Here is a 20,757-nt window from a genome sequence, read left to right as displayed (position 1 = left end):
CACTAAAAACAATGCTCAAGTATAAATGCGAGAACGCAGGCGTATTGTTTGAAGAAGTCCAAGAAGCCTATACCACCCAAATCTGTTCGTGCTGCGGTGAGATCACCTCAAGTAGTCCCAAAGGTAGTACAGATCTTGGAATAAGAGAATGGGAGTGCATGAGCTGTGGTACAGCTCATGATCGAGATATAAACTCAGCTCTAAACATTCTTGCGCTTGGGCATAAGCGTCTAGCTGTAGGAATCACCCTCTTTTAAGGGGGTGAGGATGTCAAGCACTGGTGTTTTGAATCAGGCATCTTGTGACTGATGTTATGCGAATCTATAAAAAAGCATTTAAGCAGATCGAAATAAAAAATTGCAAAATATTACATGACCTTAGCCGAAAAACACGTACTATAAAATCATGTAAAGAGGGTTGTGATGGTCTATGGCTCAGTTTGAAGTGTTACTGCCTTTGCAAGAGATTACGGTGGATCGTGCAGAGCTTTTGGCGATTCAACGCAATGATTTAGTTCCGTTGTTGAATGATCAATATCGTCTAAATCATTATGCAGATCAGGTGATTCAAGCGCAGTCAGTTTTATTGGATGGGGTGGATCCACATTTAACTCAGCAATTGAGTGTGACCATTGAGCAGTTGATTCAGGCGCTTGGCAAATCTAAAAAAGTGTTAAAGCAACGTAAGTTTAATGCACTACAAAAGTGGCTAGGCATAGATTTGGAATATGGCGCGGGGCAAGTGCAATATTATAAAAACCTAGATCATTTATTAGGACAAGCAGATCGTTTAAGCCAAAAGCTGCAAATCGAAATTCAGAAATCACAATCACGTTTTCAGCAGTTGGTTGGTTTGCGTGAGCAAATGGCGAAATACATTCAAGCTGCCGATGAGTTTTTAGTGGAATATCCACGATTTGTGCGCAATCAGCATCCTTTGGATAATTTTAGCGAACGACTGGCCAAGAAAATTTATAGTTTAAAGACTTTGCAAAGTAGTAATGATATTGCGATTACTCAAATGCAACTTTCACAGCAACTCTCTTTTAGTTTGTTAGATCGCTTTAAAGAAGCGCAGCAGGTACTCATTCCTGCATGGCAATATCATGTCAAACAAAGTCAGCAAAGTGGCTCACACAGTCAGCTAGAAAAGCTGGATCAAAGTCGTGAGCATTTAATTAAGACATTAAGAAAATCCTTAGAAAAACCTGCGCAATCATAAGGCATGGTTTTGATTAGATAGAGGCGAAATATGACAACTTCTGAACAACGCAACGTCGCTGTGCAAGTGAGTGATGAACAGACTCAGCAACAATTTCAGCAACTCAATTTGCAGGAAATTGGCTTACAGCCTGATGACTTTCAGGAGGTGCTGGCTGCGCGTAAAGAATTAAGCGATCTTAGCCATCATTCGGTTGCAGAATATGGCAAAAATATCGCCACTAAAACGTCAAGTTATACCGATGAGCTTTTAGGTTTGGTGCAAAATAAGGATTTGGATGTCACAGGGCAAAAGCTGAATCAGGTGGTGCAGGTTGCACAGCAGTTAAATATCAACAGTATTTTAAATCCAAACAAAAGCAGTGGCTTTTTGGGTGGTTTATTCAATAAGTTAAAAGGCGCTAAACAAAGTTTTGATCAAAACTTTAACAGCACCAAAGCGCAAATTGATAGTCTGGTCACAGAAATTGAAAGCTCACAAAATGGTTTAAAAAACCGTGTAGATACACTGGATAAAATGTTTCATGGTGTGCAAGATGAATATAAACAATTGGGGATTTATATTGCAGCAGGTAAGTTAAAACAGCAGGAAATTCAGCAGCAAATTTCTGAATTTTCCGCGCAGCCGCAGGATCAGACCACGACTCAAAAAATTTATGATCTCAATCATCTTGCTAATAATTTAGAAAAGCGGGTGAGTGATTTGCAGGTGTTGCAACAATCTGCCATGCAAACTTTGCCGATGATTCGGATTATCCAGTCCAATAATTTAATGTTGGTCGATAAATTTTATGCGATTAAAAACATTACCTTACCTGCGTGGAAAAACCAGATTAGTTTGGCGATTTCTTTAAATGAGCAGAAAAACAGTGTGCAACTGGCCAACAGTATTGATGATGCCACCAATGAATTGCTGCGCCGTAATGCAGATTTATTGCATCAAAACTCGGTTGATACTGCCAAAGCCAATCAGCGTTCGGTGATTGATATTGAAACCCTTGAACACGTACAAAATACCCTCATTAAAACAGTGAACGATGTGATCCAGGTACAAAAAGAAGGCATGCAAAAACGTGCAGAAGCGACTACGCGTTTGCGAGCCTTACAGGAGAATCTGAATCAATTGGTGATTGGTTCAAGTCAACAGTCTGGTCAATAAATGCATTTTGACAATGACTTCATTTAATCTGAAATTTACCTGATAAGGAGTCGGATTTGCCCCCACTTGATGAATATGCCATTCAGCCACAGCAGCTAAAAACAGGTGTTGTGGCATTACAGCAGCGTCAAAAAAAGCTCAGTTTTTTGGCTGTGCTGTCTATGACGGTGGTGCTTATATCGGCAATTGGCTTTTTTATTCAGCAAGATGTGATTTATAGCTTCTTTGGTTTAAGCACTGAAGTTCAGCAATTACACATGCCTGCAAGTGTCGATGCGACTTTGGCAAATTTAGGGCAGCAACCTGATTATTTTTTCAGTTTGTTGAACTGGTTGGGTTGGTTGATTTTAAAACTGTCGGTGTCATTTATTGGTGCATTCGTTCTAGTTCATCTACTCAAGAAAATTCGTTTTTTTTATATTCGCTTTCAGTCCTTTGTCTTGAAATTTGTAGCTTGGTTGCTGAGTTTTATTTTACTTTGGTCGGCATTGAGTTATGTTCAGCATGACCGACAAGATGATACGCAGCAGGTATATGCCAAAATTGTGCATTATGAAAAGCACATTCAAGAAAGTGAATTGGCGCGTTATTTACAAAATGCAGAAATGGCAGCGCCTGTTAAAGCCTATTTGTTGGCGCAAACGGCATTGATGCATCATCCCGCAGATAAAGATGCAGCCATTCCGCAAGTGTTGACCTTGGTCAAAGCAGAGCAGCAAGATCCGCAATTTTTACATTATGGATTTAAACCTGAACAATTATGGACGATGCAGCAGCAAGTTTATGGCAAAGCTTTAACGCCTATGGCGCAAAGCGTACATAAGCAAGTGCAGCAAGCACAGCAATTAAATACGCTGGTTTATTATATGAATCTCGCGGTTATGGCGCTTATGTTAATACTGTCTGCGGTACTCTGGTTTTTATCGCGACATTTACAGCAGCGTATTCTGCGGATTCAACAACAACTTGAATAAAAAATGATTAGGCTCAATTGCTTAAGGCAGACATTCAGTTTTTATGTTAATGTCTAAATTGAATAGCTTTAGGTATTTTAAATGAAATAGTAAGCTTGGAACTCACTATCATTTAAAAAAACGATCATAAATATAAAAATAAACCGTTTCCCCTATGTAACTATTTTTCGTAAGATGACATCAACAAATAAATTTACTCCCTTGGAGACGTTAGCCATGTTAGACCAAAATACTTCTACACAACTTAAAACTTTATTAGAACGTCTTGAAAGCCCAATCGAGCTTGTCGCGACTTTAGATGGTTCTGATAAATCTGCCAAAATTAAAGAATTGGTTGAAGAAATTGCAGCACTTTCGCCACAAGTTACTGCACGTTTTGACGGTAACAACGCACGTGCACCAAGTTTTGGGATTGCAAAAGTAGGTGAGCAACCGCGCGTATTCTTCGCAGGTTTACCAATGGGGCACGAGTTCACTTCATTAATTTTGGCTTTATTGCAAACTTCTGGTTATGCACCAAAAGTATCGGATGAAGTATTAATGCAAATCAAAGAATTGAATCTTTCATCTCACTTTGATGTGTTTGTATCGTTGAGCTGCCACAACTGTCCAGATGTAGTACAAGCTTTGAACCTCATTGCGATTTACAACCCTGGCACAACAGCAACCATGATTGATGGTGCATTCTTCCAAGAAGAAGTTGAGCAGCGCAAAATTATGGCTGTGCCGATGGTATTCCAAGATGGCAACCACATTGGTCAAGGTCGTATGACTTTGGAAGAAATTGTAGCTAAATTAGATACAGATTCTGCGAGCAAAGATGCAGCGAAACTGAATGCCAAAGAGGCGTTTGATGTCTTGGTAATTGGTGGCGGCCCTGCAGGGAATACATCTGCAATCTATGCAGCACGTAAAGGTATTCGTACAGGTATTGTGGCTGAGCGGATGGGCGGTCAGGTGATGGATACCATGGATATTGAAAACTTCACTTCTATCCAAAAAACACAAGGTCCAAAGTTTGCGGCAGAAATGGAAGCGCATGTGCGTGAATACGATGTCGATATTATGAATCTACAAAAAGTATCTGCCATTAAAGGTGCTGATGAAACTGCCAATGGTTTGGTCGAAGTGACTTTGGAAAATGGCGCAACACTTGAATCGAAAACGGTGATCTTGTCTACAGGTGCACGTTGGAGAGAGATGAATGTACCTGGTGAAGCAGAATACCGTACCCGCGGCGTGGCATACTGCCCACACTGTGATGGCCCGTTGTTTAAAGGCAAACGTGTTGCAGTGATTGGTGGTGGTAACTCAGGTGTAGAAGCAGCGATTGACCTTGCAGGGATTGTAGAGCATGTGACTTTGGTAGAGTTTGATACTAAATTACGTGCAGACCAAGTCTTGCAAAACAAATTGAACAGCTTGCCAAATACTACTGTAATTACCAATGCATTATCGACTGAGGTGATTGGTGATGGCGCACAAGTGACTGCATTGAAATATAAAGACCGTGCGACAGATGTTGAGCATACTGTTGAACTTGCAGGAATTTTCGTACAAATTGGTTTATTACCAAATACGGACTTCTTAAAAGAGTCAAAAGTAGAGCTGACGAATCGTGGTGAGATTGTGATAAATGAGCGCAATGAAACCAATGTAAAAGGTGTATTTGCGGCAGGTGACTGTACAACTGTACCGTACAAGCAAATCATCATTGCAACAGGTGAAGGCGCGAAAGCATCACTTTCAGCATTTGATTACATCATCCGTTCAGGTCAATAAGTCTGAACGAATACATCTGAATACGCGGATTAACCATCCTTAAATTGTATTCGCTAAAAAGATAGCGCCTGAGTTCCCCAATACTCAGGCGCTATGTTCAGTAAAGTGCGTTATCGCACAGTATTAAAAGTTTATTTATTCTATTTTTGGTTTTAAGAACTGAGTCGGCTAACAACTCAGTTCTTTTTTTATTTTTAACATCCAGTTTGATTTACAGCAGTTAGATTCATTTCAGTCTAATTAGCCTTATTATTTTGTCCAAATAAATTCAACTGATTAAACTTTTCCTGTAGCTGCTCTTTGGTTTCGACATGCTCAGGATGCGGAATAATACATTCAATTGGGCAGACTGAAACGCAGGTTTGATAGTCATAAAACCCAACACATTCTGTGCAACGCGCCACATCAATTTCATACACCTTTTCACCCTCATAAATTGCTTCATTCGGGCATTCGGGTAAGCACATATCGCAATTGATGCATTGGTCGGTAATCAGGAGTGCCATCGCAATACTCGCTTAGTTTATTGCCACTTAGTTGGCTTGATAAGCCAACGATGAGGCAGAAATATCTGCAGTCGAATTTGGTAAGTTGCGAATCAGCAGGGCATAACGCATATCGACATCTGCAGGTATAGGGATTTCTACAATATGCCCTGAACCTTTGGCATCTTCAATCAGATTGCCTTTTTTATCTTTAATTTCAGTTAAAGTGAAATAGATATTGCCTTGTGGCGTCATCAATTCTAAAGAATCGCCCACTACAAAACGGTTTTTTACATCAATTTTAATGTAGTCACCATTGCGTTCTAAGACTTCACCACAAAATTGCTGATGATCAAAACTTGATGAACCTGTTTCGTAGTTTTGGTATTCGCTGTGCACATGACGACGCAAGAAACCTTCGGTATAACCACGGTTAGCTAGACCTTCTAATTGAGTCATTAATGCAGGGTCAAATGGTTTGCCTGCAAGCGCATCATCAATCGCTTTACGGTAAATTTGTGCAGTACGTGCGCAGTAGAAATAAGATTTGGTGCGACCTTCAATTTTTAGTGAATGGATGCCCATTTTAGTTAAACGGTCAACGTGCTGCACTGCGCGTAAATCTTTAGAATTCATAAAATAAGTGCCGTGTTCATCTTCTTCGGCAGCAAACATATCTTCGTCATTACGTTGTAATAACACAGGCTCGTTAAATTGATGCTGTGCCTGCATGTGTTGTTCATCTGCATCGGCAGTTTCAGAAAGATTTTTGACAGGAATTACGTCACCTGTTTCATCTTCTTTTGCATCGTGAATTTTATATTCCCAACGGCAGGCATTGGTACATGCGCCTTGGTTGGCATCACGTTTATTCATATAGCCTGAAAGCATGCAACGACCTGAATAGGCCATGCACAGCGCACCATGCACAAATACTTCAATTTCCATGCCAGGCACGTTGTTTTTAATTTCTTCAATTTCATCAATCGACAATTCACGCGAAAGAATGACACGGGTTAAACCCATATTTTGCCAGAATTTCACCGTTGCCCAGTTCACTGCATTGGCTTGTACCGATAAATGTACAGGCATATCGGGGAAGTTTTCACGCACCATCATAATCAGACCAGGGTCAGACATGATCAGTGCATCGGGTTGCATAGCAACCACTGGCTCTAGGTCACGAATAAAGTTTTTGAGTTTGCTGTTATGCGGCTGGATGTTCACCACCACATAAAACTTTTTGCCTAATTCATGCGCTTCTTGAATACCAATTGCCAAATTGTCATGATCAAATTCGTTATTACGCACGCGCAAACTATAACGCGGCTGACCTGCATAGACTGCATCTGCACCATAAGCAAAGGCATAGCGCATGTTTTTTAAAGAACCAGCAGGAGAGAGAAGTTCGGTGACGTGGGAAATGGTCATGATCAAAAAGCAATAGCAGAAATATGGCTTTATTGTATGAATCTAAATTTAGGATTCAACCTAGTAAATAGCTCGGGATTCAGAAGAAAACTCGTGCTGCTTGGGAAGGGAGATAAAAATTCAATCAGTGGTTTTGCAAGGTCGTTTTGATCTGAAATTAGAAAGCATGTTTTATCCATCACATGGAGAGCATCTGTTGTAAATGATCTTGATATAGAAAGTTCCTCATCCTGAGCCATACAGAATCTAAGAGAAGGGACTTTCATACCAATTTGACTCATTGCCTATAATCAATTTCTGATGGATAAAAGCGTGTTAACGTACTCGTTGCCCATGTTCATCAATGACCACCTCACCATCTTCTTTGCTGAAGCTTTTTAGTTGTGGTTGAGTGAGCAAGTCTAAGACCAGTTCAGAAGGGCGGCACAATTTCACACCTAACTCGGTCACGACAAATGGACGATTAATTAAAATCGGATGCTCGACCATCAATGCAATTAATTCCGCATCGCTGTGTGAACTACCTTCAAGTTGCAACTGTTCGTATGGTTCTACATTTTTGCGGATTGCATCGCGCACGCTTAAACCTGCTTGTTGAATCATGCTAGTAAGTTCAGCTTGTGTAGGTGGGGTTTTTAAATATTCAATAATTTCAGGTTCTTGTCCTGTATTACGAATTAATTCTAAAGTATTGCGTGACGTTCCACAGGCAGGGTTATGAAAAATTTTGATGCTGTTGCTCATGTGTAGTGACCCGTTTTAGTCCGATAAAAATTCAATATTGCATTTATATATGGATATGCGTATATTCGCAATAGTTAATATTGAAGTGCAGATAAAAAATGAATCAAACTGATTTTTTTAAATGTTTGTCAGACCCAACCCGACTGGACATTCTGAAATTGGTGATGGCTCAACACAATATTTGTGTATGCGAATTGACAGAACAATTGCAGTTAAATCAACCGAAAATATCACGTCATTTGGCGTTGTTACGGAATTTATCTATTTTGCTAGATCAACGTCAGGGGCAGTGGGTGTATTACCGTTTGAACCCAGATTTACCCGAATGGGCGTTTGCTGTTTTAAATATTATCGCGCAGCAAGATGTCAGCCCGATGAAGCACATCAACCCTACAATTGCAACACATTGCGAGTAAGCACATGGCACAGTCCAAACTTTCTTTTTTAGATCGTAATCTGACCTTATGGATTTTTATTGCCATGGGGCTAGGTGTTGCGATTGGCGTGGTATTTCCTGCAGTATCGGCAAGCTTAGATCAAATGAGTGTGGGAACAGTCAATCTTCCCATTGCGATTGGTTTGATTTTGATGATGTATCCACCATTGGCAAAAGTCGATTACGCAGCTTTGCCAGAAGTGTTTAAAGACCGCCGAACCTTGTTGTTGTCTTTGGTACAAAACTGGTTGATTGCTCCGTGTTTGATGTTCGCTTTGGCGATTATTTTCTTGCAAAACTATCCTGAATATATGACAGGTTTGATTTTAATTGGTCTGGCACGCTGTATCGCGATGGTCTTGGTCTGGAACAACTTGGCTTGTGGTGATAACCAATACGTGGCTGCATTAGTTGCGTTTAACAGTATTTTTCAGATTATATTCTTTAGTACTTATGCATGGCTGTTTCTGAGTTTCTTGCCGCCGTATTTTGGCGTGGCAGGACAAGTGATTGATGTTGGTTTTTGGACAATCACCCAAGCTGTTTTAATCTATTTGGGTATTCCTTTTTTGATGGGCTTTTTAACACGCTTGATTTTAGTGAAAAGCAAAGGCTTAGATTGGTATCAAACGTCTTTTTTACCCAAAATTAGCCCATTTAGTCTGTTGGCATTGCTATTTACCATTGTGGCGATGTTCGCACTAAAAGGCGCAGAAGTACTGAGCTTGCCGATGGATGTTTTACGCATTTCCATTCCATTGATTATTTACTTCGCTGCCATGTTCTTTATTAGCTTCTTTATGAGCAAATGGATGGGCAATGATTATCCACGGACGACCGCCATTTCCTTTACCGCAGCAGGGAATAATTTTGAATTAGCACTTGCTGTTGCCATTGCAACGTTTGGCTTGGCTTCTCCCGTTGCATTTACCATGATTATTGGCCCTTTGGTTGAAGTGCCTGTGTTGATTGCTTTGGTGAGTGTGTCTTTATGGCTGCGTAAAAAGTTTTATCAAAATGAGTCGATTGTCAGTTCAAAGTAATTTTCTTCATTTTGAGGTTTAAGATAAAAACATGGGCATGCGTTGCCCATTTTAGTTTTAAGAGTATGCAGCATGGTATTACCCAATATTGATTTAGATTTATTGCCTACACCAAGTTTTGAACAGGTGCAGGCAAAGCCGTTGAACCATCCGCCACGTATTTTATTGATGTACGGTTCAAACCGTGAGCGTTCTTATAGTCGTTTGGCGGTACAGGAAGCGGGCAGAATTTTGGAGCACTTTGGCGCTGAGGTAAAAATTTTCCATCCCAAAGGTTTGCCTTTACCTGAAGATGGCGATACTTCACATCCCAAAGTTCAAGAGCTGCATGAATTGTTGGCGTGGGCAGAAGGTATGGTTTGGTGTAGCCCAGAACGTCATGGTTCAATGAGTTCGATTTTCAAAGCACAAATTGACTGGATTCCGCTTGCCGCGGGCGCAATTCGTGCCACACAAGGTAAAACGCTTGCTTTAGTGCAAGTGTGTGGCGGGTCGCAGTCATTTAACAGCGTCAATCAATTACGTATTTTAGGACGTTGGATGCGGATGATCACCATTCCCAATCAGTCTTCTATTCCTAAAGCCTTTTTAGAGTTTGAGGAAGATGGCCGCATGAAAGCGTCTAGCTATTACGACCGTATTGTCGATGTGATGGAAGAGTTATATAAATTTACTTTGCTGACTCGCGGGCAAGCAGCATATTTGGTAGATCGTTATTCTGAACGTGTGGAAACTGCCGAGCAGCTATCGAAGCGTGTTAATCAGAAGTGTTTATAATCCAATTTTAGATACGTAAATACTGCATTACAAAAGGCTTAGAGAGCGATTATTCGGCTTCAAGTCGCTTTAAAATCTGACAATCATCAATGGTTGTTTGCGTGGTGCAGGCTTGTCTAAGTTGCTGAAGTTGTAGCTGAAAATGCTGCAACTCGGCAATTTTATCTTCTACATGCCTTAAATGTTCATCAATCAATTCATTCACAGCGCAGCAGTTTTGTTTCGGCTGTTTTTCTAATTCAATTAAGGCTTCAATTTCTTTTAAGTTCATATCTAAAGCACGGCAACGCTTAATAAAAATCAAACGCTTGAGTGCCTCATCGTTGTAATAGCGATAATTATTTTCGGCACGAAAGCTTGGGGTGAGTAAGTGTTTCTTTTCATAAAAACGAATTGTATCTGTGCTGACTCCAACTTTTTTAGCTAATTCATGAATTAAATATTGTGCCATACTTGACCTTGGACTAAGTCTATAGTTTTAAATGAGCATAATCGAAACAGTTTCATTTTGAAAGAAGGTGTGTCTATGGCATGTACGTGTAGTCATGAACCTGCGCCAATCAAACCGAATAGTAAATTTAGAACCGCGTTATGGATTGCATTGGTGATCAATCTCAGCATGTTTTTTATCGAGTTGATAGGTGGTGCCTATGCCCATTCATCATCCCTATGGGCAGATTCACTGGATTTCTTTGGAGATGCTGTCAATTACGGGATTTCACTTGCGGTGTTAAGTGCAAGTTTGTATTGGCGTGCTACTGTGGCTTTGGTCAAAGGCATCACGATGGCCTTGTTTGGTGTGGTGGTGATGGGCAAGGTTATCTATGCCTATATACAGGGTATTCCACCTGAAGCCATAACCATGGGTATTATTGGGATCATCGCCTTATTAGCCAATGTGGTTACTGCATTGATTTTATATGCATTTCGAGATGGTGATTCGAATATGAAATCGGTGTGGTTATGTAGCCGTAATGATGCGATTGGTAATTTCGCAGTTATTTTGGCGGCAGTGGGTGTATTTGGTACGGGTAGTTTGATTCCAGATCTTGTGGTAGCCGTGATTATGGCGAGTTTGGGCTTAACAGCGGGGTATCATGTGATTCAGCAAGCTTTGGCTGAACGAAGAATGAATGTACCAGAATAAAGAATAAACGTAAAAAGCACTCCATCTGATTTGAGTGATTTAGATGGAGTGCTTTTAATTTTTTGTAGTCGCAATAATTTTAAAATTTGAAGTAAAAATAACGATAAGTTATTCCAAATTGCTATTTACAAAAAATAATATATAACTAAAATTAAAAATAAATTGATGTATTTAAAAATAATTTACACGATGAATAATATTTAATTTTTTTTAAATTGAGGGTTAAATGAAACTAATTAAATTATTTTCTATAGCAAGCCTGATTGCTTTGGCTGGCTGTAGTTCTAAAGTAGTGACTTATGATACTGCAGGGCAAGTGATTGGTTCATGTGTCGCTACACAGGGCTTTATTTTGGGGGCTAAAGCTGTGTGTTATGGTGGTGCCAACATACAAGGCATTAACTATTCTAAAGTAGATGAGCGCACGGGTTTATTGCCAACCATACCAAATAATTCGCAGATTTCACTGCAACAAGACTAATTTTTTAGAGGGGTAATACAATGAAAATTTCTAGTTTAATCGCATTAACAGCGGCTATTTTGATGACAGGTTGTGCTTCAAAAGTGACAACTTATGATTCGAGTGGTCGTATGATTGGTTCATGTCAGGCAGAGCGTGGGTTTGTAATTGGTGGTGGTGCACACTGTGAAGGACGTGCTAACCAAGAAGGTCGCAGTGTACGTTAATTGATGCTAATGACAAAAAACCGAGCTATTTAGCTCGGTTTTTTTAGATTCAACAGCTTTTATTTTTCAACGAAAGCACGTTCAATCACGTAATCGCCCAATTCACCCATACGTGGTGATTCTTTTAAACCATGTTGGTCAAGTAATGCTGCAACATCTTTTAAGAATGCAGGGCTACCACATAACATGGCACGGTCAGTTTCAGGGTTAAAACGTGGTAAGCCAATTTTTTCAAAGATTTCACCCGATTCAATTGCCGTGGTCACACGTCCTTGGTTTGGATATTCTTCACGTGTAACGGTTGGGTAATATACCAGTTTTTCACGAATACCAAGTTCTTGGAAAAACTCGTGATTTGGTAATTCATTTAGAATTAAATCTTGATAAGCCAATTCAGAAATGAAACGTGTACCGTGAACCACAATCACTTTTTCAAAGCGTTCATAAGTTTCAGGGTCGCGGATGGTTGCCAAAAATGGAGCTAGACCTGTACCTGAAGAAAGTAAGTATAGGTTTTTACCAGGATTTAAATCATCCAGTACCAAAGTGCCTGTAGGTTTTTTAGAAACCAGCAATTCATCGCCCACTTTTACTTTTTGTAAAATAGACGTTAAAGGGCCATCAGGTACTTTAATTGAGAAGAATTCTAGCTCTTCTTCATAGTTAGCACTGGCAATCGAGTAAGCGCGCATTAAAGGCTTGCCATTTACTTCCAGACCAATCATCACAAATTGACCGTTTTTAAAACGTAGTGCGGTATCGCGAGTCGTTTTAAAACTGAATAAAGTGTCATTCCAGTGGTGTACGTGAGTAATCTTTTCGACGTTGAAAGCAGCCATTAAAGGTCTCAATAAATTATCAAATTAGAACAGCTTGCTATTCTAATCTAAAATCATTCTCTATAAACTGAATATATTTAATTGAGCTTATCAGAAAAAGTGATGAAGACTGATCTAAAAATGCCAATAATCGGATTTATGCACTCTCCCTACCGAGAAAAATTTGGTATTCCTCGTCAACCAAATCTGGTACAGGTCGAATCGTATATTGAAATGCAAGCGCCTTATAACGATGTGTTGGCATTTCAAGGGATCGAAGCGTTTAGTCACTTATGGTTAATCTGGCAATTTCACGACAATAAAAACCAAACCGATGCTCATCCAACCGTACAGAAACAGCAAAACCCCTGTTTTCGTGCACAAGTGCGTCCGCCACGTTTGGGTGGTAATCAAAAAATAGGTGTGTTTGCGACGCGCAGCATGTATCGACCTGCACCCATTGGTTTATCTGTAGTGCAATTTAAACAGGTCAAAAAAGTGGGTAAGTCACTGCGAGTTTATGTGACAGGAGCAGATTTGTTGCATGGCACGCCTATTTTGGATATTAAACCTTATATTCAATATTCAGATGCTGTGCCTGATGCACAAAGTGGTTATGCGCAAGATGAACCCATAAGAAAAACAGTGCTATGGATGGACACAGCCGAAGCGCAAAAAAATCAGTTGCTCGAATCTGGCGTATTACAGCCACAGATTGCGCAGGAATTGGAACAGGTCTTGTCTTTAGATCCACGACCTGCATATCAGGATGATGCTGAACGAATTTACACCATGAATTTTGCAGATTTTGATGTCAGTTTCCGTGTCGATCAGCACGCAGTACACATCCTAAAAATTGTTTTAATCGCTGTCGATTAAACCATCATATATAAAATAGCCACCAACGCCAGCATGTGCAAAATTTGGGTAGGTGCGAAATAAAGTGCAAAACGTAAGCCGCCAATGAGTGCGGCATTGATACATTTAGAAATTGCATGAGCAACAAGACCTAAAATTAAGGCGTACAGCAACATTTGCTGACTGGGTGGACCTTGCATCACCACGGTTGCAATTGCGGCATGAACCTCAAATAACGAGGCGAGCAGGGTACCAATGATTAAACCTGCATCCCCAAGGGTTTGTTCCAAGCCGTATACCATCGCTTGAATTGCGGTCAATGTCGCCACAATAATTGCGGCTTCTTTAAGGCTAAACATACGGGTATCGGTTTCTGGCTTTGCCGTTGCCGTACTTTTATGTTTTTTGAGCAACCAGACACCCGCTACAACCAAAATCGCGATTCCGACCAAACTTGGAATAATTAATAACTTAAACCAAATCAGATTGACACCCGCCACAATAATCAACATTTGCGCTAAAGTCGCCACGCAAGACATCAGCGCTGCACCTGCGTTGGCACGTGCTTCACCACGACCTGCGCGTACTTCCATGCCTAAACTGGCAATGGTTGTTGTGCTTGATACAAAACCTGAAGCAATCGCAGACAACATGAGGGCATTGCTGCTTGAGAGTAAGCGCTTAGCGATATGCGCTAAAGCCTGCACACTTAAAATTAAAATCAATAATTTTAAAATCACATAAGGATTAAGTACATTGCCCCATAGTGCGGTATTGGGTGTCAGCGGCAAGGCAATTAACACCAAAGCCAGTAAGAACAAGCCATCACGTAGTTCAGCTTCGGTAATCCACTGACTGACAATGCCATGCATGGTGTGCTTGGTCATGAGTAAACCTGTCAAAATAACCGATAAACCTGCTGCCAATGGAATATTCCATAAACACAATGCACCAATAAAATAGGTCATCACGAAGGCAAGTTCGGTGGTAGCGCCGGGGTCATCTTCCGTTTGATTTTTGAGGGAATATAAGCCAATTCCCCCAACAATCAACGCACCCACAATGGCAATGCTCGTGCCCAATAAGAAGCAAATGGCACCTAATAATGCGCAAATTCCAAAGGTACGTACGCCTGCAAAACGGTGATGTTGTCCATTTTTTTTACTGCGTTCACGCTCTAATCCAATCAGTAAGCCACAGCCAAGTGCTGCTGCAAACATGGTGAGCAGTTCGGGAAAATTGGTTGTAACCAAAGATGGAGGAGTCAGAAAATCCACAGCAACATTCCAAATACAAGGTGTTATTTTAAACATCATATATTTGAATTGTGTTTATCTCCATTTATGAATCTATTTTCACTCTAAAATTATGGCTTAATCGAACCATACAAGATTACTGTATTAAAGAAGTCATTCAGCCCTGAAAGCAAACTCTGCTATAGTAAACCCAGATTTTGGGGCATATAACAATGAATTTTAATTTTGAAATAGACAGTACTTGGTGCTTAGAACAATTAGTCAAAGATGGTAAAATTACCGAACGTGATCAGGCTTTGGTACAAACCACGCATCGTCAACGTGATCAATTAAAATGGCATCCGTTACAATGGATTGCCAACTTTAATTTGGTCGATCAAAGTCATCCCCAAACCACTTTAACTTTAAACCGTTTATGCCAATGGCTGGCTGATAAATCAGGCTTGCCATTCTATATTATTGATCCGTTAAAAGCCGATGTTGCTGCTTTAACAGCTGTGATGTCGCAGGAATTTGCACTGCGTAACCGTATTTTAGCGGTGGAAGTGACTGCAGATGCGGTGTTAATTGCGACAGATCAACCTTATAAAAAAGAATGGGTTGCCAACTTAGAACATAGTTTATTGCCCAAAAAAATTCAGCGAGTTTTACTCAGCCCAGATCAATTACAGCGTTATTTGATCGAATATTACCAAGTGAGTCGCGCAGTACACTCATCACAAAAATCTTCTGCACATGACCGTGAAAATAAAGGGGTCGAGGCTTTATTGCAATTGGGCGATACCCAAAACCCAGATGCCAATGATCAACATATTGTGAAGTTGGTGGATTGGGTGCTGCAATTTGCCTTTGAACAAGGCGCAAGTGATATTCACCTCGAACCACGTAAAGATACTGGCAAAGTACGTTTTCGTATTGATGGCGTGTTGCACACCATCTATAACATGCCTGCCAATACGCTTACCGCAGTCATCTCACGGATTAAAATTTTAGGGCGTATGAATGTAGCCGAAAAACGTAAACCGCAAGATGGACGTTTAAAAACCCGAACTCCAAAAGGACAAGAAACTGAACTGCGTTTATCGACCTTACCAACGGCGTTTGGCGAAAAACTGGTGATGCGTATTTTTGACCCAGAAGTATTGGTACGCAGTTTTCAGCAATTGGGTTTTGATAGTCGTTTGTTGAATGAATGGCATGCCCTGACTGCACATAGTCACGGCATTATTTTGGTTACAGGCCCTACAGGTTCGGGTAAAACCACCACGCTGTATTCATCGCTAAAGCAATTGGCTACCGATGAAGTCAATGTCTGCACCATTGAAGACCCGATTGAAATGTTAGAACCGAGTTTTAACCAAATGCAGGTGAATACCGCAATTGATTTAGGTTTTGCCGATGGTGTGCGTGCCTTAATGCGTCAAGACCCTGACATTATTATGGTCGGAGAAATTCGAGATCAGGATACCGCAAATATGGCGATTCAAGCGGCACTGACGGGGCATTTAGTTTTATCGACACTGCATACTAATGATGCGCCGTCAAGTTTGACTCGTTTGCATGATTTGGGCGTGCAGCCATTTTTGACTGCTGCCACAATTTTAGGCGTTTTGGCACAGCGTTTGGTGCGTAAGCTATGTCCGCATTGTAAGCAGGAAGGCTCAATAAATGAAAAAGACTGGGAACATTTGACCTTTGACTACATTATGGAAATGCCTGCACAAGTGTTTAAACCTGTCGGATGCGATGAATGTCGTCAAACGGGCTATAAAGGTCGGGTCGGAATTTATGAGTTTATGCCTTTAAGTTTAGACACCAAACAGCTCATCAGTGCCAATGCCAATTTAAATGAATTACGTCAGCAAGCTAAAAAAGAGGGCATTGAACCGTTGCGTATTGCAGGCGCACGCAAAGTTTTAGAAGGCATGACCACTTTAGAGGAAGTGTTGCGAGTCGTGCCATTAAATTAGCAGATTCAAACTTTTTACGATGAATTTTAAAAAATGGAAATCTTAAGATTCAGCTCATCTTGCTTTGTTTTAATCACCATAACGAAATGAGCAACACAAAAAGGTGAAGCAATGAAATTTACAATGAAAGCAATGTTGATGGCAGGTTTAATGGCAATGGCTTCAATCACCATGGCAAACGACAGCATTAACACCCAAGCACTACATCAAAATGTAACTGTAAAACAAGCTTTAAGCCTGAAAGATGACAGCAAAGTGCAGTTAAAAGGTTATGTGGTGAAATCTATTGGTGATGAAAAATATCAGTTCCGTGATAACACAGGCACTATTACGGTCGATATTGATGATGACTTATGGAATGGCAAAGCAGTTTCTGCCAAAACGCCTGTTACCTTAATTGGTGAAGTGGATATTGATCACAAGCCTACAAAACGTATTGAAATAGATGTGGATCAAGTTCGTTTCTAAATCTACGCTGTGTAAAACAGCATTAGTTGCTACACAAAACTGATTTCACTCAAAAACCACATACGCTGTAAGGTGTATGTGGTTTTATCATGTAAAGTATTTTGAAATCATAAAATTTTGAAGCATAAATAACAGAGGAAGATATGCGCTTACTCTTGGCTGAAGACGATGTATCACAAGCAGAAAGTATAAAAACTTGGCTGGAAATGGATGGTTATAATGTCGATTGGGTTGAACGTGGTGATCATGCCATTTTAGCGATTCAGCAGCATCATTATGATTGTGTGTTGTTAGACCGTGGGTTGCCTAAAAATAGCGGTGATGAAATTCTGCACGCTTTACGACAGCAGCAACAGGACACACCTGTTATTTTTATTACTGCGCGCGATAGTATTCAAGATCGGGTACAGGGACTTGATTTAGGTGCCAATGATTATTTGGTCAAACCGTTTAGCCTTGAAGAACTATCGGCGCGGGTACGCAGTCAGTTACGCAGTGCGCAAAGTCATCCGACACAGCAGCTTGAATTTGCCAACTTGGTTTTAGATACGCAAAGCAAACAAGTGAAAGTGGATGATCAACAGGTCAATTTAACGGCCAAGGAATTCCAGATTTTACATAAACTGATGCAAAACCCGCAGCATGTGGTGACTCGTGAACAGCTCGAAGAGTCTTTATATGCATGGGGCGATGAAATTGAAAGTAATGCGATTGAAGTATTTATTTATCAATTACGCAAAAAAATTGGCAGTAGCCGCATTAAAACCATCCGAGGTTTAGGCTATCGTATGCAGCAAGATAACTAATTCAGTTTGATCTCCGCATGTCTAAACAGGTCATTTCTTTACAGTCCAAACTGGTTAAAAGCTCCGTTTTAAGTTCGGTCTTGGCGGGTGGACTTGCCCTGATTTTATTATTGGCGGTTGCCAGTTATCAGACCATGCGCGTGCATGATGACATTATGGATGAAATAGCCGATATGTTGCTGCGAGCAGACTTGCGTGACCATGCAGGCAATCAGGTCGATGAGTTGAGTGAGCAATTTCATATTGCCTATCAATTGGGATTAGATGATCTGATTTTGACTACCTCTGAAGATGAACATGACATTTCTCAGCTTCACTTGTCTCAGCTTGCCGTGGTATCTGAGCATGGTTTTTCATTTCACTGGCAAGATGGACAAATTTGGCGCAGCTATGTGGCAGAGGAAGATGGCTTGCATGTGATTGTCGCGCAGCCGCTTAAATATCGCTTCAAGGAAATTGCTGCAACCAGTTTAGGTTATGCCGCTATTTTATTGCTGTTGTGGTTGCTGCAATGGGCCATTGTGCATTTTATGATTGGTCGTCAATTTAAGCGGATTCAGCAAGTCTCCCAACAAATTGCAGAAAAAAATCAACATGATTTGACGCCAATTATCCCCACACAACCTGAATTGAAAGAACTGCAACCCATGCTGCAGCAATTGAATAAATTGTTGGGGCGAGTAGAGCAGTCTTTAATTGCAGAACAGCGATTTACAGCAGATGCTTCGCATGAATTACGCTCTCCTTTATCTGCCATTCAATTGCGTTTGCAGGTGCTAAAACGTAAATACCAACAACAACCTGAGTTGGCACAAGATTTAGAGCAAATTCAGCGTGATGTCAGTCGTGGTACACAAGTATTGGAAAATTTGCTGTTATTGGCACGTTTAGACCCGACAGATGCGGCATCGTTAAATAAAAGTGCGGTATCTATAGCAGACTTGGTGCAGGAAGTTTTACAAAGTCTGACGCCGTTTATTCAGGAAAAAGCCATTCAGATTCAGTCAGATATTCAACCGATACAAGTGCAAGGCAATCCTGAATTGCTATTTAGCTGCCTGCGCAACTTGATTGACAACGCAGTGCGTTATGCAGCACCTCAAGGACGTATTTGGATTGAAGCGAAACCGCATGAATTGATGCAGGAAATTTGCATCGCCGACAATGGTCATGCAGTGACTGATGACGTTTTGGCACGTTTGGGCGAACGCTTTTACCGTGCTTTAGGCAGTAAAACTCAAGGTTCTGGTTTAGGACTGTCGATTTGTAAGAAAATTATAGAGTTGCATGCAGGAAAAATTGAATTTTCACGTGCTGAACAAGGTGGTTTAAAAGTGCGTATTTTGTTGCCTAAAGCCCAGTTGTAAATATGATTGGTTTTAGGAAGCAAGTTAAAATTAAACAAGTCAGAACTTAAAAGCAGTATGCGCTGATTCATACTGCTGTTTCCACGTTTATTATTGTGTTGATTATTTTAATTACTTTGTGAGAATAAGACGATTGTTACGGGTTAAGCGAAAACGATATTCTTCGCCTGCATGCAAAATACGAATTTCGCGTCCTAGCGCGAACAAGTTATTTGAATGTAACATAGGTAGGGCATGCTGAGTGTCTGAATGACGTGAAAATAAGTTAAATGGGGCGTTCATTTTGAGTTACTCCGTGGTGTGTAAGAATTGTTTTAAATGATAATCATTATCATGTAAACCTGTCAACGGATTATTTTTAATTTTATAAAAGTCTACAATTTGCAGTAAAACGTACATTGCAAAAAAGGAATCGGGTTCATGTCCAAGCCAAAAATTCATGTGGCAATTGCGCTGTTATTTCATCAAAACAAAGTGTTGGTGGGTTGGCGCGAAGCCAAACAACATCAGGGCAATAAACACGAGTTTCCTGGTGGAAAAGTGGAAGCAGGCGAAACTCCTGTAGATGCCTGCCGCCGTGAGGTGTTTGAAGAAGTTGGTATTGGCATACAGCATTGGCATGCCTTTGATATTATTTGCCATGAATATGATGATGTGATTGTCAATCTGCATATTTTTCAGGCTGCTGTACCTGCGGCTTTATTAAAAGATATTCAAGTGCCTTGGACATGGTTTAGCCGTCCGCAACTTTTAGAGCTGAATTTTCCGCAAGCCAATCGTGCAATTGTGCAACGACTGGCGTGGCAACAGGCTATTAAAGTCAGTGAAGATTTAAAACATTTAGCAAATTTGCCTAAGCAAAAACTGCTGTATTGGCGGGTTGAGCCCAATGCTGCCTGCAAGGTTGAATTGTCAGAATATTGCATTGAGCAACTGGGGCAAGTGATTATCAATTTGGAATTGTGGAAGCAATTAAATACGATTCAGCAACACGCGATTGCAGCAATTCATTTGAAACAATCGCAACTAATGCAATTCCAAAAGGGCGATTTAAAAGTCGGGCAGCGTTATATTGCAGCATGTCATGACATTGTTTCGGCACAACATGCACAGCAAATTGGCTGTGAAGCAATTTTGCTCAGCCCTGTTTTAGCAACTACTACGCATCATGATGCCACACCTTTAGGATGGGAAAAATTCCAACAGATTGCTGAGTTTGTCGATATTCCTGTTTTTGCTTTGGGTGGCTTAACTCAGGATGATTTTGCTACGGCAGAGCAGCATCATGCCTATGGCATTGCAGGCGTACGTTTTATTTGAATTTCTGGT

General features: G+C 40.6%; 24 protein-coding genes. 17 read left to right on the top strand and 7 right to left on the bottom strand.

Annotated features, from left to right (window positions below; all coding sequences use genetic code 11):
* The 5 genes from FTT74_RS07680 to ahpF all read left to right on the top strand — a co-directional run.
* Nucleotides 1-257: zinc ribbon domain-containing protein (locus tag FTT74_RS07680; protein WP_179988826.1), on the top strand; the 257-nt coding region annotated here is incomplete at its 5' end.
* A 172-nt stretch (nucleotides 258-429) separates the two neighbouring features.
* Nucleotides 430-1,221 (top strand): hypothetical protein, encoded by a 792-nt coding sequence (locus tag FTT74_RS07675; protein WP_004972923.1) that lies wholly within the window; start codon nucleotides 430-432, stop codon nucleotides 1,219-1,221.
* 30 nt (nucleotides 1,222-1,251) lie between these two features.
* Complete coding sequence (locus FTT74_RS07670; RefSeq protein ID WP_179988825.1) at nucleotides 1,252-2,379, top strand: toxic anion resistance protein; 1,128 nt, start codon at nucleotides 1,252-1,254, stop codon at nucleotides 2,377-2,379.
* A gap of 56 nt (nucleotides 2,380-2,435) precedes the next feature.
* Nucleotides 2,436-3,353, top strand: coding sequence for a hypothetical protein (locus tag FTT74_RS07665; RefSeq protein WP_131261786.1), 918 nt, complete (start codon nucleotides 2,436-2,438; stop codon nucleotides 3,351-3,353).
* A 216-nt stretch (nucleotides 3,354-3,569) separates the two neighbouring features.
* Nucleotides 3,570-5,135: an alkyl hydroperoxide reductase subunit F gene (gene ahpF, locus FTT74_RS07660; RefSeq protein ID WP_179988824.1), complete on the top strand. Its 1,566-nt coding sequence runs from the start codon at nucleotides 3,570-3,572 to the stop codon at nucleotides 5,133-5,135.
* Between the two features lie 236 nt (nucleotides 5,136-5,371).
* On the opposite strand, the gene FTT74_RS07655 is transcribed toward ahpF, so the two are convergent.
* From FTT74_RS07655 to arsC, 3 genes are all read right to left on the bottom strand, one after another.
* Complete coding sequence (locus FTT74_RS07655; RefSeq protein WP_004972931.1) at nucleotides 5,372-5,641, bottom strand: YfhL family 4Fe-4S dicluster ferredoxin; 270 nt, start codon at nucleotides 5,639-5,641, stop codon at nucleotides 5,372-5,374.
* 27 nt (nucleotides 5,642-5,668) lie between these two features.
* Nucleotides 5,669-7,051, bottom strand: coding sequence for a tRNA 5-hydroxyuridine modification protein YegQ (yegQ, locus tag FTT74_RS07650; RefSeq protein ID WP_136144203.1), 1,383 nt, complete (start codon nucleotides 7,049-7,051; stop codon nucleotides 5,669-5,671).
* Nucleotides 7,052-7,366: 315 nt separating this feature from the next.
* Complete coding sequence (gene arsC, locus FTT74_RS07645; RefSeq protein ID WP_154320582.1) at nucleotides 7,367-7,795, bottom strand: arsenate reductase (glutaredoxin); 429 nt, start codon at nucleotides 7,793-7,795, stop codon at nucleotides 7,367-7,369.
* 98 nt (nucleotides 7,796-7,893) lie between these two features.
* On the opposite strand from arsC, the gene FTT74_RS07640 reads away from it, so the two are divergent.
* The 3 genes from FTT74_RS07640 (at nucleotide 7,894) to arsH (ending at nucleotide 10,051) form a co-directional block, all read left to right on the top strand.
* Entirely contained in the window at nucleotides 7,894-8,211 is a 318-nt protein-coding gene (locus FTT74_RS07640; protein ID WP_136144348.1) for a metalloregulator ArsR/SmtB family transcription factor, read from the top strand.
* Nucleotides 8,212-8,215: 4 nt separating this feature from the next.
* Nucleotides 8,216-9,274 carry an ACR3 family arsenite efflux transporter gene (arsB, locus tag FTT74_RS07635; RefSeq protein WP_179988823.1) on the top strand — a complete coding sequence of 353 codons (1,059 nt, stop codon included), beginning with the start codon at nucleotides 8,216-8,218 and terminating at the stop codon, nucleotides 9,272-9,274.
* Between the two features lie 72 nt (nucleotides 9,275-9,346).
* On the top strand, nucleotides 9,347-10,051 hold the full coding sequence (arsH, locus tag FTT74_RS07630) for an arsenical resistance protein ArsH (protein WP_179988822.1): 705 nt from the start codon (nucleotides 9,347-9,349) through the stop codon (nucleotides 10,049-10,051).
* Nucleotides 10,052-10,100: 49 nt separating this feature from the next.
* Here arsH and cadR read toward each other — a convergent pair whose 3' ends face one another.
* The gene (gene cadR, locus FTT74_RS07625) at nucleotides 10,101-10,502 is read right to left on the bottom strand and encodes a Cd(II)/Pb(II)-responsive transcriptional regulator (protein WP_004972941.1); all 402 of its coding nucleotides are present in this window, start codon (nucleotides 10,500-10,502) and stop codon (nucleotides 10,101-10,103) included.
* Nucleotides 10,503-10,577: 75 nt separating this feature from the next.
* Between cadR and FTT74_RS07620 the strand changes: the two genes are divergently transcribed.
* The 3 genes from FTT74_RS07620 (at nucleotide 10,578) to FTT74_RS07610 (ending at nucleotide 11,885) form a co-directional block, all read left to right on the top strand.
* On the top strand, nucleotides 10,578-11,198 hold the full coding sequence (locus FTT74_RS07620) for a cation transporter (RefSeq protein WP_096901843.1): 621 nt from the start codon (nucleotides 10,578-10,580) through the stop codon (nucleotides 11,196-11,198).
* A 226-nt stretch (nucleotides 11,199-11,424) separates the two neighbouring features.
* A complete protein-coding gene (locus FTT74_RS07615) occupies nucleotides 11,425-11,679 on the top strand; it encodes a hypothetical protein (protein WP_004972946.1) in 255 nt (84 codons plus the stop codon).
* A 20-nt stretch (nucleotides 11,680-11,699) separates the two neighbouring features.
* Nucleotides 11,700-11,885 carry a hypothetical protein gene (locus FTT74_RS07610; protein ID WP_004972947.1) on the top strand — a complete coding sequence of 62 codons (186 nt, stop codon included), beginning with the start codon at nucleotides 11,700-11,702 and terminating at the stop codon, nucleotides 11,883-11,885.
* A gap of 59 nt (nucleotides 11,886-11,944) precedes the next feature.
* On the opposite strand, the gene FTT74_RS07605 is transcribed toward FTT74_RS07610, so the two are convergent.
* Nucleotides 11,945-12,724: a ferredoxin--NADP reductase gene (locus tag FTT74_RS07605; RefSeq protein ID WP_004972950.1), complete on the bottom strand. Its 780-nt coding sequence runs from the start codon at nucleotides 12,722-12,724 to the stop codon at nucleotides 11,945-11,947.
* A 120-nt stretch (nucleotides 12,725-12,844) separates the two neighbouring features.
* On the opposite strand from FTT74_RS07605, the gene tsaA reads away from it, so the two are divergent.
* Complete coding sequence (gene tsaA, locus FTT74_RS07600; RefSeq protein ID WP_207973603.1) at nucleotides 12,845-13,582, top strand: tRNA (N6-threonylcarbamoyladenosine(37)-N6)-methyltransferase TrmO; 738 nt, start codon at nucleotides 12,845-12,847, stop codon at nucleotides 13,580-13,582.
* Here the strand turns inward: tsaA and FTT74_RS07595 are convergent.
* Nucleotides 13,579-14,781: a DUF4010 domain-containing protein gene (locus FTT74_RS07595; RefSeq protein WP_179988827.1), complete on the bottom strand. Its 1,203-nt coding sequence runs from the start codon at nucleotides 14,779-14,781 to the stop codon at nucleotides 13,579-13,581. The two genes, tsaA and FTT74_RS07595, sit on opposite strands and share 4 nt — an antisense overlap.
* 248 nt (nucleotides 14,782-15,029) lie before the next feature.
* Between FTT74_RS07595 and FTT74_RS07590 the strand changes: the two genes are divergently transcribed.
* The 4 genes from FTT74_RS07590 to FTT74_RS07575 all read left to right on the top strand — a co-directional run bounded on the left by FTT74_RS07590 (nucleotide 15,030) and on the right by FTT74_RS07575 (nucleotide 19,428).
* On the top strand, nucleotides 15,030-16,787 hold the full coding sequence (locus tag FTT74_RS07590) for a GspE/PulE family protein (protein ID WP_004972956.1): 1,758 nt from the start codon (nucleotides 15,030-15,032) through the stop codon (nucleotides 16,785-16,787).
* A gap of 111 nt (nucleotides 16,788-16,898) precedes the next feature.
* The gene (locus FTT74_RS07585) at nucleotides 16,899-17,255 is read left to right on the top strand and encodes a NirD/YgiW/YdeI family stress tolerance protein (RefSeq protein ID WP_179988821.1); all 357 of its coding nucleotides are present in this window, start codon (nucleotides 16,899-16,901) and stop codon (nucleotides 17,253-17,255) included.
* A 143-nt stretch (nucleotides 17,256-17,398) separates the two neighbouring features.
* Nucleotides 17,399-18,061, top strand: a complete 663-nt coding sequence (locus FTT74_RS07580; protein WP_004972960.1) for a response regulator transcription factor — start codon at nucleotides 17,399-17,401, stop codon at nucleotides 18,059-18,061.
* A 17-nt stretch (nucleotides 18,062-18,078) separates the two neighbouring features.
* Entirely contained in the window at nucleotides 18,079-19,428 is a 1,350-nt protein-coding gene (locus tag FTT74_RS07575; RefSeq protein WP_179988820.1) for a HAMP domain-containing sensor histidine kinase, read from the top strand.
* Nucleotides 19,429-19,539: 111 nt separating this feature from the next.
* Here the strand turns inward: FTT74_RS07575 and hemP are convergent, their stop codons facing one another.
* Nucleotides 19,540-19,710 (bottom strand): hemin uptake protein HemP, encoded by a 171-nt coding sequence (gene hemP, locus FTT74_RS07570; protein ID WP_179988819.1) that lies wholly within the window; start codon nucleotides 19,708-19,710, stop codon nucleotides 19,540-19,542.
* A 138-nt stretch (nucleotides 19,711-19,848) separates the two neighbouring features.
* Between hemP and FTT74_RS07565 the strand changes: the two genes are divergently transcribed.
* Nucleotides 19,849-20,748, top strand: coding sequence for an NUDIX domain-containing protein (locus FTT74_RS07565; RefSeq protein WP_179988818.1), 900 nt, complete (start codon nucleotides 19,849-19,851; stop codon nucleotides 20,746-20,748).
* The last annotated feature ends 9 nt before the right edge of the window (nucleotides 20,749-20,757 follow it).

Source organism: Acinetobacter sp. YH01007 (assembly GCF_013420425.1).
Taxonomy (GTDB): domain Bacteria; phylum Pseudomonadota; class Gammaproteobacteria; order Pseudomonadales; family Moraxellaceae; genus Acinetobacter; species Acinetobacter towneri.
The sequence above is the reverse complement of the archived record's forward strand: the minus strand, read 5'-3'. Positions and strand labels throughout refer to the sequence as shown.